Annotated in this window: 7 protein-coding genes; 2 read left to right on the top strand and 5 right to left on the bottom strand. The window is 56.8% G+C overall.

Annotation, left to right across the window (positions count from 1 at the left end):
- Window positions 1-83 precede the first annotated feature (83 nt).
- Entirely contained in the window at window positions 84-1205 is a 1122-nt protein-coding gene (gene mnmA / locus K1558_RS20065) for a tRNA 2-thiouridine(34) synthase MnmA (RefSeq protein WP_238653437.1), read from the top strand.
- Window positions 1206-1425: 220 nt separating this feature from the next.
- Here mnmA and K1558_RS20060 read toward each other — a convergent pair whose 3' ends face one another.
- The 4 genes from K1558_RS20060 to K1558_RS20045 form a co-directional block, all read right to left on the bottom strand.
- Window positions 1426-4317, bottom strand: a complete 2892-nt coding sequence (locus K1558_RS20060; RefSeq protein WP_238653436.1) for a glycoside hydrolase family 48 protein — start codon at window positions 4315-4317, stop codon at window positions 1426-1428.
- Between the two features lie 28 nt (window positions 4318-4345).
- Window positions 4346-7081, bottom strand: a complete 2736-nt coding sequence (locus K1558_RS20055; protein ID WP_238653435.1) for a glycoside hydrolase family 9 protein — start codon at window positions 7079-7081, stop codon at window positions 4346-4348.
- Window positions 7082-7557: 476 nt separating this feature from the next.
- Window positions 7558-8862, bottom strand: a complete 1305-nt coding sequence (locus tag K1558_RS20050; protein ID WP_238653434.1) for a replication-associated recombination protein A — start codon at window positions 8860-8862, stop codon at window positions 7558-7560.
- Window positions 8863-9052: 190 nt separating this feature from the next.
- A complete protein-coding gene (locus tag K1558_RS20045; RefSeq protein WP_238653433.1) occupies window positions 9053-9334 on the bottom strand; it encodes a CD3324 family protein in 282 nt (93 codons plus the stop codon).
- Between the two features lie 603 nt (window positions 9335-9937).
- Between K1558_RS20045 and K1558_RS20040 the strand changes: the two genes are divergently transcribed.
- Entirely contained in the window at window positions 9938-11953 is a 2016-nt protein-coding gene (locus K1558_RS20040; RefSeq protein WP_238653432.1) for a methyl-accepting chemotaxis protein, read from the top strand.
- A gap of 108 nt (window positions 11954-12061) precedes the next feature.
- Here K1558_RS20040 and K1558_RS20035 read toward each other — a convergent pair whose 3' ends face one another.
- On the bottom strand, window positions 12062-14242 hold the full coding sequence (locus K1558_RS20035; protein ID WP_238653431.1) for a HelD family protein: 2181 nt from the start codon (window positions 14240-14242) through the stop codon (window positions 12062-12064).
- Window positions 14243-14379 lie beyond the last annotated feature (137 nt).

Below are 14379 nucleotides of genomic sequence, written 5' to 3'. Positions count from 1 at the left end.
GTAGACAGGTATGTTATAATACACAATGAGCCGGGTGTTCAGTGAGAAGCCCGGTATTCTGTGCATAGAGAATGGTGATTACGATGACAAAAGCTAATCAGGATATCCGTGTCGTCGTCGGTATGTCGGGCGGGGTCGATTCCTCCGTTACCGCGCTGCTGCTGAAGCAGCAGGGATATGACGTGATCGGCATCTTCATGAAGAACTGGGATGATACCGACGAGTCCGGCGTATGTACGGCTGAGACCGATGCCGAGGATGTCCGCCGCGTCTGCGAGCAAATCGATATTCCTTACTATACCGTTAATTTCGAGAAGGAATACTTTGATAAAGTCTTTTCCTATTTCCTTGAAGAATATAAGGCCGGCCGGACCCCGAACCCGGATGTGATGTGCAACCGCGAGATCAAGTTCGGCGAATTCCTCAACAAGGCGCTGCAGCTTGGCGCTGATTACGTCGCGACCGGACATTACGCCCGGGTGGTGGAGGAAGACGGCATGTTCAAGCTGCTGCGCGGCGTGGATAATAACAAGGATCAGACGTATTTCCTCAATGCGCTGAACCAGTACCAGCTGTCCAAGGCCATGTTCCCGATCGGGCATCTGCCGAAGCCGGAGGTACGGCGAATTGCCGAAGAGGCCGGACTCTATACCGCGAAGAAAAAAGACAGCACCGGCGTCTGCTTCATCGGTGAACGCAATTTCCGCGAGTTCCTCAGCCAGTACCTGCCAGCGCAGTCAGGCAATATGGTCGATATCGCCACCGGCGAAGTCAAAGGCCGGCATGACGGCCTCATGTACTACACGCTGGGCCAGCGCCAGGGCCTCGGCATCGGCGGGTCCGGTACAGGTGAGCCGTGGTTCGTGGCCGAGAAGGATCTGGAGAGCAATACTTTGTACGTTGTGCAGGGAGAGAAGCACGTCAGCCTCTACTCCACCAGCCTCACCGCCTCCGGTGTGAACTGGATTGACCCGGACACCCTGGGCGATACACCGCTGAAATGCACAGCCAAGTTCCGCTACCGTCAGCCCGATCAGGGCGTTACCCTGACGAAGCAGCCGGACGGAACAGTGCATGTAGCCTTTGACGTTCAGCAGAAGGCAATTACGCCTGGACAAGCCGTCGTGTTCTATCTGGGCGACACCTGCCTCGGCGGCGGAACAATTGAGACGGCCGACAAGGTCGTGCCGCTGGCGCAGGCCTGACTAGCGGTCCCAGCCGAAGTTGCCTACTAAAGTTTTCTAACGGGTGATCATTGGCGTGGTGCTCAGTCTAATGTGATCGTTTTTCGCATACATTTGGCTCACACGCCACGCACTATCAAAAAAGAACCTTCAAAACCACAACAGTGGAGTTGAAGGTTCTTCGTCATGGATGGGTTAGGGCAGAGAGTCACGCCGGGACTGGATTACCCCGACAAAAGCCCTATTGCGGCTGAACGCCCCAGACCAGCGTGCCATTCAGATACAGGGTGACGTGGTTCCAGTCGGTGAAGGCTGTTTTGGTTGGATCGTAGGAGTAATCATCGGCCTCATTGTAATTGCTCCAGTCCGTCTTGTTGACGCGCAGCTGGATCTCGCCGGTGTTCGCTCCCGGTGCCAGGCTGCCCGCGCCGGCGCTGAAGGAGATTTCCAGGTAATGGTCCGCACCTGTCACCGCCGGATTCAGCTTCACGAAGCTGCCCAGCACATTGCTTCCGCCAAGCGCCGCATAGTCAACATTGAACTGCTGAGGCTTCTCGCCGTCAATCGTGTAGTAGTACCGGACCTTTACTTTGCTGAGATCCACCGCTGTAGTGCCATTGTTCACAATCCGCAGCTGCGGACGGAATTGCGGATCTGTGGCGTTCGTATCATTAGTACGGTATTGAACCACCAGGTTGGCGGCAACTGGTGTAGCTGTCGGTGCCACCGTTGGTGTAGGGGTAGCTGTCGGCGTCGGGGTAGCCGTTGGCGTTGCTGTCGGTGTTACCGTCGCTGTTGGTGTAGCCGTTGCGGTCGGCGTCACTGTCGGGGTAGCCGTTGGTGCCGGGGTAGCCGTTGGTGTCGCGGTCGGGGTAGCTGTTGCAGTAGGTGTCGGAGTCGGACCGCTGCCGCTATTGATTAACCGGTCATATTCGGCATAGGCTGTGGCCATGTCCACCTGTGACCAGAAGCGGTGATAAGTGAACTCAGGTGCGCCGTTATCCCAGGTCTTGGTTGCTGTGTTGTAAGAGGTATTATATTTGTCTTCCAGGTAACTCCACTTGGGATCATTCTTGATGTCCGGGAGAATATCGGTGTAGCTGGCATAGACGCCGTTGCCGCCCTTGGCCGGATCGGACGGTACAGTCGAGCTGCCAGGAATCGTATTTCCTTGGCCGAAGGTACCGCTCCAGCCTGCCGGGAAATAGACCTCTTTAGTGAAGAACCGGAAATAATCGGCCCGCTTCTCCACCGTGGTGATCCCCAGACCGTCATTATAGCCCCAGGCAGTGTCGAGCAGGGACTTGGCCAGCTGTGAGGCTGTGTTGCCAAGCGTGGTGTAGCTGCCGTGCTCCGCCTTAGTGCCTGCAGCGAAGAAGGTAAGTGCTTTAACATAGCTTCCCAGCACTCCGGCATCCTGCCCCGGATCTTTGGTGACTGCCTTCAGGCCGCTGTTGCCGTTGAACGAGCTGAAGCTGCTCCAGGTATTCGGCTGGCCGGACCACTCCACATTGCCTGGGAGCCAGAACTCGCCGGGGGCAGGTTGCGTGGCAACCTGGGCGTTGGTTCCGCCCAGAATCCGGTTGCCCTGCTGATCCAGATAATAGCCGGCGGCATCCGATACCGGACGGCTGCCTGCAAAGACATAATCCTTGGACCAGTTAATCCAGTTCTCAATGACCCGTTTGGCCATCTTGAAATTATCTGAGCTGGTATCCCCGCTGGAAGCCAGGATATAGTACAGCTCAGCCATACGCTCCATACTCCAGGACTGCATCCCGAACCAGTTGTTGGACGGCGGGTCATGATACACCGGGGCCTCTTCGTAGGCCATGCCGTAGAAGGTGCTCTTGCCGGCCGGATACGCGCTGTACGAGCCGCCGTAGCTGTTAGTTGCACCGCCCGCAATTGCGCCTTCAGCGGATTGCAGCCAGTTGTAGAATTCAAGCTGGCGGGTCAGCGATTTGCCCCAGTCGGTTCCGGCGGTGGCCGAAGCCGGGATCAGGCCGCCTGCTGCGGTAGATAAGGCATAAGCGGCAACTACGTTCTGGTAGCCCTGGTGCGCATGGCTGGCGCCGATTCTCCAGGCCCAGTCTCCGCCGCTGCCCAGACCGCCGCCCCAGGCGGTATACCAGGCCAGCAGATACTGGCTGGAATCCTTGCCGGTGCCCGGCTGCGGCGAGCCATTAGCCGCACTGCCGATCTTCTGGAAATACTTGTCGTACATGCCGTAGCGCAGGAAGTCGCCCATTTTCTTGGCTTTGTTCAGATAGACCGGATTGTTGTAGCCCAGGTCCTTGGCCCAATACATAGCCTGCACAGCGCGCGCGTCGGCGTCTGTAGCATTCGTGTAGCGCCATTGGGCGGACGGAGCGCTATTTTCCTTGGTGAACAGGCTCATGAAGCCTTCGTTGGGTTTGCCGAATGTCTTGTCATCCTGTGAGGGGTGAGACACGGCCTCCCAGACCGATTCCTGCACGCCCCGCTGGAAGGTGTTCACATAACTCGCGATATGAGAGGGATTCAGCAAATTGCCGAAGCCGTACCAGTTGTCCACGTCCACCAGCCAGTGCATCAGATAGGTCTGGTTATTGCCGTAGGTGGCCTTCAGCTCCGCATCCAGCGGGTCTTTGCCGGGAGTGTACTTGCCGTTCAGCGCGCTTGGATACTGATCCGGCTGGGGATGCTCCGCAGCGTAGGTAGCCGGGCTGTTCGGGTTGTAGCTGCTCATGGTCGGCTGCTCCTGCACACCGTCGCCTTCGTTAATTGGAATAATGTATTTCTCCATATTGTCCCAGGCCGATTCCAGCTTGCTCCAGTCCCCGGTATTGTAGCCATACAGCACTTCAAGCCACATCCAGTAGCTGTACGCCTCGGAGGTCGTCATATGCCCGTAGTTCGGGGCCTCGCTCAGCAGGGTCTCCACCGCATGATACGGGATGCCCTCTGACGAGAAATAGCCGCTGGCCGGATCTTTCAATTGATCATATAATTGCAGGAATCTGGTCTTCTCCACCGACGCCGCCTTGGCTGTACCCGGATGGAAATTGATAATCCCGCTGGTGAGAGACAAGGTGAGGACAGCACTCAGCACGATAGAAAGCGGTTTCTTGAATGAACTCAGCTTTATCATTTCGGCATTCTTCCTCTCTCAAATGGTTTTAGGGCTCCAAGCCCCAGACTAGCGTTCCTCCGCGGTACAGGGTCACTTTATCCCAATCTGCGAAGCTTGCCTGGGTTCCTCCGTACGAATAGTCATTGTTCTCATTATAGGCAGTCCAATCCGATTTATTGAAGCGTATCTGAATCTCCCCGCTGTCTGCTCCCGGAGCCAAGCTTCCTGCCCCTGCGGCAAAAGAAATCTCCAAATAAGAATCAGCCAGCGCCACAGGCGTACTCAGCTTCCCGAAGGTTCCGCTCACGTTGCCGCTGCCGACCTGGGCGTAATCACAGTGGAATTCCTGCGGCTTGTCTCCGTCCACGGTGTAATAATAACGCAGCTTCAGACCGCTGAGCGGAATAGCCTCAGTTCCCGTATTCACAATCCGGAACTGGCTGCGGATCTGGGAATCCCCGGGGCTGGTGTCATTGGTGCGGTACTGCACGCGCAGAGCGCCGGCAGGCACTGTAATTTCGCGCGGCTTGGCGGTCACCTGGGCAGATGCTGTACTCTCGCCTACACTGTTCGTTGCAGTTACCACATAATAGTAGTCCACTCCGTTCGTCAGACCGCTGTCGGTATAGACCGCTGACGTTGCCGTACCAACTGTAGTGTACGGTCCGCCGCTCACCAGCGAGCGCTTGACCGTATAGCTGGAAGCTCCGCTGACCGGCGTCCAGCTCAGGGCTACGCTGGCATTGCCGGCTACGGCCTGGAGGCCGGACGGACGGGCCGGAACCTGAGGCTCGCCGGGGTTTCCGCCGCCGGAAGGCAGCTCCCCGTACACTTTGACCCCTGCATCGAATACCGGGATATACGGATTCTTCGTGGCAGAGGAAGCATTGGCGGCTACTCCCTGGAAGGAGAAGTCATTGCTGTTATCCCAGAAGGTGGTGTTCAGCGGTCCGGCAATGCGGAACTGGACCTCCTTGCGGTAAGCAGACTGTCCGCCCGGATAGATCGGGGTGCCGGAGAAATCAATTTTGGTGTAATAGATATGATTTGCTGCATTGTAAGGCTGCAGCTGTGACACGGTTGCTCCCTGGTTGTAGCCTCCTGCCTTAACCGTGATATCTTCAGGACCATACCCTGCTGCAACAGCTTCACTGATGTCCAGATAGTAGTTGAAAGACAGCTGGCTGCTGGAGCGTGCCGGCCAGCCCGAACGGTTATTCAGAATTGCGCGGATCTCCACAAAATTGCTGCCGCTGGCATTCACCGAGGTCTCGGTGAACATTTCATCCTCGCGCGTTTCAGCAGCCGGGAAGTTCGCGAGCGGCTGCTGGCCTTGCCCGTGAAGCATCATCATCCGGGCCAGGGAGCCGGTGAAGGCTGAATTGTAATCGGTTGCAACTTCATTGGAGACATAATCGCTGATCGAGTCCGTATAGGCATCCGTCTGGGATGGCCCTCCGACCAAAGCACCGTACAGCACATGGCGGTGGTTCGCAGGAGTAGTCTGGCTGTCGGCCCAGGAGCCGTGTGAGGTCCGGTGATGAGGATGCTTAGGCGCATTTGCGCCAAAGCCGATAACATAGCTGCTGTTACGCGGATTGTCGCCGAGCATATAGTTAATCTGCCGTTCTGCGAAGGTCTGGGCGGTATTTTTTTTCACGGGATCGGTCACCCAGTCTGCATAGACAAAAGCCATGAACGCCTGATTGGCCGCATAACGCAGCGCTCCCCACTGATCCAAGTGGGCCAGTCCGCCCGGCGTATACGTCACCCGGTCAGAGGTTCCGTTAACCCCGGTCGTCCAGAACTGCATGTTACGTTCCGTAGATTGAATGAATTTGGGATCGTTCGTGATGCGGGACAGCAGGAGCTGCGCCCCATAATGCTTGTCATCCCAGGATTGGGTCCATTGATAGCCCCAGTCTCCGGCCTGGTTGGTGCCCCACAGATCGCTGGCAGCAACAGCCTTGTTGAGATAGCTCTGCTCGCCGGTCGCCAGGTACAGCCATACCCCGCCCCAGCTCAGCTCATCGGCATAGCTGCTCCATGAATTGTAATACTGCTTGGCGTCGGTGATGACATCGGAGTAAGCCCCGCGGTACGTATCGGCGAAGTTGTATAATTGCTTGGCGTGCACCAGAAGCTTGTCCGCATAAACGGGATCTGAATCCTTGAAAATAATCGAAGCCGAGGCCAGAGCGGCAGCAGTCTCCGCAGCGAGATCAGAGCCGGGATGTGCAGCATCGATCTTGTAGGACGGGCGTGCCATCGGCATAACCTCCGCCGGTCCCCACCAGTTATGATCGGCTGTTCCGTTACCAACCTGGCCCCACAGCTCGTTCGGCGCGGTATGCGCTTTCACAAAATAGTCAGTAGCCCAGCGGATATTATCCAGAATCTCATCAAGCTGCCCGGATTGCACATAACCGTCCTTGTACTCATAGACCGACCAGGCCAGCATCGTAGCGGTGTACGCCATAGGAAATCCGAATTTCACATGATCTCCCGCATCATACCACCCTCCCGTCAGATCATGGCCGACATCCGCACCGTCCTGCAGTCCCGAGTCGCCTCTCCATTCCACGCGGTTGTTCTCCGGCAGCTTGCCGGAACGCTGGGTCTCGTAGAAATAGATGGATTTCTGCAGCGCCTCTGCATAATTGTATCCGGCCGATGCCGCTTCGCTGACCGAGGGGCGGACCGCCGTCCCCGAAACAATCGTGCAGGCTAACATTAGACTTAGGGTTGCGATAAAGCCGGTCTTCCGTTTGCTTTGTTTCATCCTTTCTCATCTCCCTTCGATTTCTTGTCAGTCCATCCAGCTTGACTGGACACACCCACAATACCTCCCCAAATGCTCTTTGCAGACATTCACCCACGGTATCCCATTCACCGCCTCCTTATTACAAATTAAGGAAAACAAATCCCTATCTACACATATACCACATACAGGAATTTAATTCTATATATTTACAATTATTTTTTGTGAAAAATATACGTTTTCCAGCAAAAACATCCGCTTTCCAGCATATTTATCGCCTGCGGGGCGCTTCCTGTCCGTCGAATCGGCTCTAAAAGAACAAAATCAGCAACTTCGCATACATCCGGTCCGCTCGCCTCCATCCGGCGGAATGTAGTCGCTTTTCCGCATACATTCGGCCCGCGCGCGCTCATCCGGCGTAATGTATCCACGCAGATACTTGCCCGCACCGCAAAAAGAAAAAACCACCGTATGAAAGACATACGGTGGTAAAGGAGTTACTGCCCGCGGCGCAGCTGCTGGTTGTGGCGGATCTTCGCCTCATTGCCCTGCTCGGTGGCTTGATAGAACACCTTCCGGGCAATCGTCTTCGGCAGATAATCCTGCTTCACATAATGGCCGGGAAAGTTGTGCGGGTACTGGTAGCCTTCGTGGCCGAGCTGGGCGGCCCCTTTGTAATGCGTATCCCGCAGATGCAGCGGCACCTCGGCCGACTTCAGCTCCTCCAGGGTGCCCATGACGTTCGCGATGGCCTTCACCACGCCGTCCGACTTCGGACTCTCCACGGCGAAGAGAATGGCCTGCGCAATATTCAGCTTCGCCTCCGGCCAGCCGTTATTGCGGTAAGCCTCCAGCGCGCTGACCGCCTGGACCATCGCCTGGGGATTCGCCAGGCCGATATCCTCGCTGCTGGCGGCGATCAGGCGGCGGATGAAGGTCATCGGGTCCATCCCGAGCTTCTCCACCGCATAGAGGAACCAGAACAAAGCGGCATCGCTGGACCCGCGGATGCTCTTGTGAAAGGCGGACAGCACATCATACTGCGTAGACTCGTCCGCCTTCACAATCGGGCGGCGGATCGACTCCTCCGCCACCTCCAGCGTAATATGCACGCTGCCGTCCTTCTCCGGGGCCGTCGTCATCGCCGCCAGCTCCAGCGCATTCAAGGCCCGGCGGATATCGCCGTTCGCCATCGCGGCGATATGCTCCAGCGCATCCTCATCCGCCTTCAGGTCCATGAACCCGAGGCCCCGCTGTTCATCGGCCAGCGCCCGCTTCATAGCCAGCAGGCTGTGCCCGCTGCTCAGAGGCTCCAGCTGGAACAGGGTCGAGCGGCTCATTAAGGCCCCGTTCACATAGTGGAACGGGTTCTCCGTCGTCGCGCCGATGAAGATAATCGTCCCCTGCTCCACCGCCGGCAGCAGCGCATCCTGGCGGGAGCTGTTGAAGCGGTGCACCTCGTCCAGGAACAGAATCGTCTTCGAGCCGTACAGCGCCTTGTTGCTATGAGCGCGTTCAATCACCTCACGTACATCCTTCACCGAGGCCTCCACCGCATTCAGCCGTACGAACTCGCCTTGCGTGTGGTGTGATATGATATGGGCCAGAGTGGTTTTGCCGCAGCCCGGAGGCCCGTACAGCAGGATCGAGGACACCTGGTCCGCTTCAATCGCCCTGCGCAGCAGCTTGCCCTTGCCTATAATATGCTCCTGCCCGATATATTCATCGAGATTGCCGGGCCGCATCCGGTCGGCAAGCAGCCGGCCGTTCCCGTTGTCTTCTCCCAGCGAGAATAGATCCATCCCTACACTTCCTTGCTGTCATCTAAGATTTCGATAGAATAACTACTTTACCTATCATACCATACCTGCAGCAGACGTTAAAAAGAGCATGACCTCGCCGCCACCGGCGGGAGCCATGCTCTTTGTTCTATGATTAGAACTAAACTTTGTGGTTCTATGATTACAACTCATATGTTGTCAGCATCCCAGACTAGCTGTTCACGGCCAGCCGCATCTTGGAGATGATCTTGCGGATGCTTTCCTCGGATAGATGATATCTCTTCTGCAGCTCGTTCACCGAGCAGCCGCTGCGGTGCTTGCAGAAAATCTCTTCATTGCGGGCGGCGATCTCCTGCCGGGAGCCGCTGTTCTCGCCCCATCTTACCCGCTCTTCCGCTCTCTTGGGGATGTAGAGCAGCTCACCCTGTATGTAGCTCTGCAGCTCTTCGAGCAGGCCCGGGGGGAGCACATCCCTTCCATTGACGTAACTCACGTTTCATTTCCTCCTTCAACAGGTGTGTTCCGATCCGTCCGATCACTGCATGATTCTTGTTCTTCATTGCACCTGCCTCCTTCCTTCTCCTCATATTTGGTAAAAACCCTAAATTCATTATATTAAACCCTGCGGGCAGCGTCTACATTCATTGTTAACCTGCGGTCGGTCAGTAGTTGGTCAGTATTAAGCTATATATTAAAGTCAGCGCAATTCCACGGCCGCTGCTTATACATAAGGAGGCCTCGCGGCCTCCCGTTAATCAGGTCTCCGTCTTAGACGGAAACCACCTCGTATTCTGAAAACATGTCGTCATCAGCCTCCTTCCAGAAGTAATCTTGCCCGGCCGGACACTTATTATTAAGCCACAGGCCGCCCTGGGTTACAAGTTCAAGAATAATTATAGTTATTCTCCACCTGAAAAGTACCACACGGACTTGCGTGATAATGAACTGAAATGCGAGTCTATTTGCACTAAAAAATTTTGACGAAAAACTTATTATTTAGTCGATTCATGTCGAAATATATATTAAATTATCTAGTTACTTTGAGATATGGAAAATTTTTTAACGGGTATCTATTCAGAATTCAGGAGGAACTTCCATGACAACACCAGCAAAATCTGCCAAGCGCCTATTCCGGATCACGAAGCTCAGAACTGAACTGATGCTGCTGATTATTACAGCAATTGTGCTTCCTTCCCTGGCGCTGGTCGGCATCTCCACCCAGACCTCGGAGTCGGCCCTGCGCACCAAAATGGAAGATACCACCCGCTCCAGCATTCACCTGCTGGATAAAACACTCTCACAATTAGTCCTCCTGGAGAGCGCAGGTGTGAATGAGCTGGCCTACCAGATGAGCAGCGCGGACCTCTCTGCCAATCCTGCCAGAGCGCGGAAGCTGATCGACAAGTTCAAGGAGGAGCATCCTGAGGTCGATATCGTGGCTCTGGGCAACGAGGAGGGCCAATATATGCTTGCGCCGGATTCCAAGCCGGATAATTACGATCCGCGCGTACGCGACTGGTACATAGATGCACTCAAGACGCCGGAGAAGACCTCGGTGATCGATCCGATTTTCTCCAAAGTCACGAATAGCTACATCCTGCCGGTGTCGAGGGCGTTCCCGGACGGCAAAGGCGCCATTACGATCAGCATCAGTATGAATGAGCTTATGGAGCTGGCCAAGAATGTGAACCTTGGGGACAGCGGTTATGTATTCATTCTGGACGGCAACAACAAGGTGGTCTATCACCCCTCCATAGAGGTTGGTGCCGAAGCGGGCAGCGCAATGGCAGCCGGAACCGGCAAAGGGCCGGCAGGTAAAATCTCCTACAGGGATGCCTCCGCCGATACGCAAATGGACGGCTTCTACATCACCAATGAGCTTACCGGATTCACCCTGGCGGGGGTGCTGCCCGAGAATGAATATACTAGAGCGGTCTATCCGATTGTGTACAAGTCCGCCATTGTCCTGGTCGCCGCCCTGCTGGCGGCTGCCGTGGTCACCTTCCTGATTATCCGCCGGATTACCGGACCGGTGGAACGCCTGAACCGTTCCGCCAAGCGGGTAAGCGAAGGCTATCTGGATGAGTCGGTCCAGACCAGCCGCCGGGATGAGATCGGCGAGCTGGCCGGCAATTATAATCTTATGGTCGCTTCCCTGCGGACGATGGTGCAGGAGGTGGCCGAGACCTCCGGCCAGCTCGCTGCCGCCAGTGAAGAGCTGACCGCCAGCACAGCCGAGAACAGCAAGGCGGTAGAGTATGTCACAGAGCTGGTGGAAGACTCCACCCGGGGTGTGGAGACCCAGGCCTATGCGTCTGCTGAAGTAGCGACCACGATGGAGGAGATGTCCACCGGCATCCAGAAGATCGCCTCCGCCTCTGAGGCTATTGTGAATGCAGCCCTGCTGACGGAGAAGGATGTCGCCGCAGGCAACGCCAGCATGCAGGAGGTCGGAGCGCAGATGAACACAATCCGTGAGTCGGTGCAGCGCTCCGGTACCCTGATCGCCGAGCTGAACGGGTTAAGCGCCAAGGTCGCCGAGACCAGCACGGCGATCGCAGCGATTGCCAAGCAGACGAACCTGCTGTCGCTGAATGCCGGTATTGAAGCGGCCCGTGCCGGAGAACACGGCAAAGGCTTCGCAGTGGTGGCCGGCGAGGTGCGCAAGCTGTCGGAGGCCACGAACCTCAGCGCCGGACAAATCCAGGAGACCATCTCGGAGATGGTTGGCCTCATCGCCAGCGCCTATGAGGTCATGAAGCATCAGGTGGCCCATGATGTGGAGCAGGGCATATCGCTCACCCTGGAAGCGGGCGAAGCCTTCCGGCAGATCGAACAGTCTACCCGCCAGGTGGGTGAGCAGATCCATGAGGTCTCCGCGATCACGGAGCAGATGTCCGCAAGCAGCTCAGAGGTGGCAGCCTCCGTGCAGGAGATGGCAACCATCGCCCGGGCGGCGCTGGACTCCTTCCAGAGCGTAACCGCCGCTACCGAAGAGCAGCTCGCATCCATGGAGGAGATCACCTCCTCCGCTTCAGCGCTCTCCGGCATGGCTGCGGATATGCAGAGTCAGGTAGAGCGGTTCCAGATTGATGCGAAGGACAAGGCCTGATTCCCCGAAATACGAAGAATACGATAACGAAGCATATGAAGAAACCTCCCGCTGGAGATGGCCATCTCATCAGCCATTCTCCAATAGGAGGTTTCTTTGTATTTGTGATCAGGAGGCCGTCCCGTCTCCGCTCAGCTGTACATAAGGAGGAAGCGCGCCGTCATGCAGCAGCCACAGCTCATGCAGCGCACGCGTGCAGCCGACATACATCAGCTTGGCATCCCAGGCTGCCGCCCCGTAGTGGGCGCTGTCAGCGTCCGCCAGGATGACGGCATCGAACTCCAGCCCCTTGGACAGGTAGACCGGCAGCACCGACAAGCCGCCGCGGTATTCCGTCATACTGCCGTCGATCAGATGAAGATCAGCGAACTGACCGCTAAGCCCGGCGTACAGCTCCGAAGCCTCCCGCAGGCTGCGGGTCAGCACGGCCACCGTGCGGTATTCGCGCCCGGAGAGCTGGGCCAGCGCCTGCCGGATGGCGCGGAAGCGCTTGTCCGCCGCTCCCTCTGCAGCATCCGGCTGCGCCTCATCATAGGCGATCAGCCGTACCGGATTACCGCTGCGGAAGACCGGCACAGCCAGCAGTTCGCTGCCTACCCCTGCTGACAGAATGCCGTTGGCGAACTCAATGATCTCCATTGTTGAACGGTAGCTGCGGGTGAGTGCATGGTATGCGGTATGTTCTCCATCGAACAGCGTCTGCATCTCAGACCACGCATGTACGCCTTTATAGGCATGAATCCCCTGGGATAAGTCACCGAGAATCGTGAAGGAATGCCCCTTCACATACAGGTCGAGTACAGCAATCTGGAACGGGGAGAAATCCTGCGCTTCATCGATGACGATATGATCAAAGCGGTCCGTGCCTTCGCTGCCGTTCAGCAGATAATGAATATAGAGCAGCGGAGGCAGATCCTCCTCACGCAGAATCCCCTTCTTCAGCTCCTTGACCGTCTCCTTCAGCACCGCTGGCGGAATCTCCTCCGGTGCCCCCGCCGGCCAGTCCTCCGGAGCTTTTGCCGCCCGGAAGATCTGCTTGTAGATATTCAGCGGCTCGTATTTCGGCCACTTGGCGCTATAGGCCTTCTCGCGCGCTACGCCTTTCTTCTTGCGGTCCTTCATCGCGGCAGCTGAAGGGCTCTTCTTCAGCTCCATCTCGATCCAGCGGTGAATCCGCGCCATTACCCGTTCCTTGCGCTTCGCCGGCGGATAAGGCGCGTATTCCTCGTTGTGCCAGCGCAGAATTACCGAGCGCTTCAGCACCGCCCCTTCCCACGGGCTGAAGTCCCCCTCGGGGACGGCGCTTGTCTCCAGCCGCTTCACGCTGGCTTCAATGACGCCCATCAGCACCGTAGAGCCTTTGAAGCGTCCGGGAGTCTCCTCCGTAAGGGCCGGCATCGCCCCTTCCGTCTCGAACCAGCGGCTCATGACCTCCGAGGCATCCTGCTCCGGCAATGTGACATCCAGCACTCCGGCTGCCCAGTCCGGGAAGGTGCTCTGGGCGATATTGCCGACGCCCAGCTCCGGCAGCACATCCGAAATATAATCCAGGAACATGCGGTTCGGGGCGAAAATAATCATTTTCTCCGCCGAGACCTGTTCCTTGTACTGATACAACAAGAAGGCCAGCCGGTGCAGTGCCACGGTCGTCTTGCCGCTGCCGGCCACCCCCTGGATAATCAGCGCCGTATTCTTCGCCGCCCGGATAATCTTGTCCTGCTCCTCCTGAATCGTCGAGACGATATCCCGCAGCCGGTTATCCTTGTTCTCGCCCAGCCGGTAGACCAGGAATTCATCCGATACCGCCGGGGCATCGCTGTCCCGGTTATATGTATCTGCGACCCGCTCCAGAATCTGCTTACGGATTACCACGTTGCGCTTCAGATAGACGAGTCCTTCAATCAGCCCCTCCGGTGCTTCATAAGAGGCCGGGTCCGTTCCTCCGGTAAAAGAATAGAACAGGCTCGCCACCGGGGCCCGCCAGTCAATCACTAGCGGCCGGTCGCTTACCTGCTCGCGGTCTACGCCGATTTTGCCGATATACAGCGCCTTGCGTTCCTCTTCGTCACTGCCCTGGAAATCCAGCCGTCCGAAATACGGCTCCTGTCTCAGCTTGGCCAGATCCTTGCGCCGCTGCTCCCGCGAATCCTCCAGCACCTGCTCCGTGTAGTCGTGCCCCGTGTACACCGGTGTGTTACGCAAACGCTCCAGAGTAGCGTCAATCTCTGCCAGCGTCCCGTTCAGCCTGTCTTCTTCCTCTTGATAGGCACTTTGAAAGTTGTCCTCCAATTTCAGTTACCTCCTAAAAGTTATGCGGGCATTCCCTTCCTGAATCTCTACGAGCATAACTCGCTCCGGAAGCATGCACCTAAGTTGTGTGAGCAGCCTATCATATCACAACAGGACCAGGAACACCATACTTTTCC

The organism is Paenibacillus piscarius, from assembly GCF_022234545.1.
GTDB lineage: Bacteria > Bacillota > Bacilli > Paenibacillales > Paenibacillaceae > Paenibacillus_AQ > Paenibacillus_AQ piscarius.
Note: the sequence above shows the minus strand (reverse complement) of the source record. Positions and strands in the feature narration are given on the sequence as shown.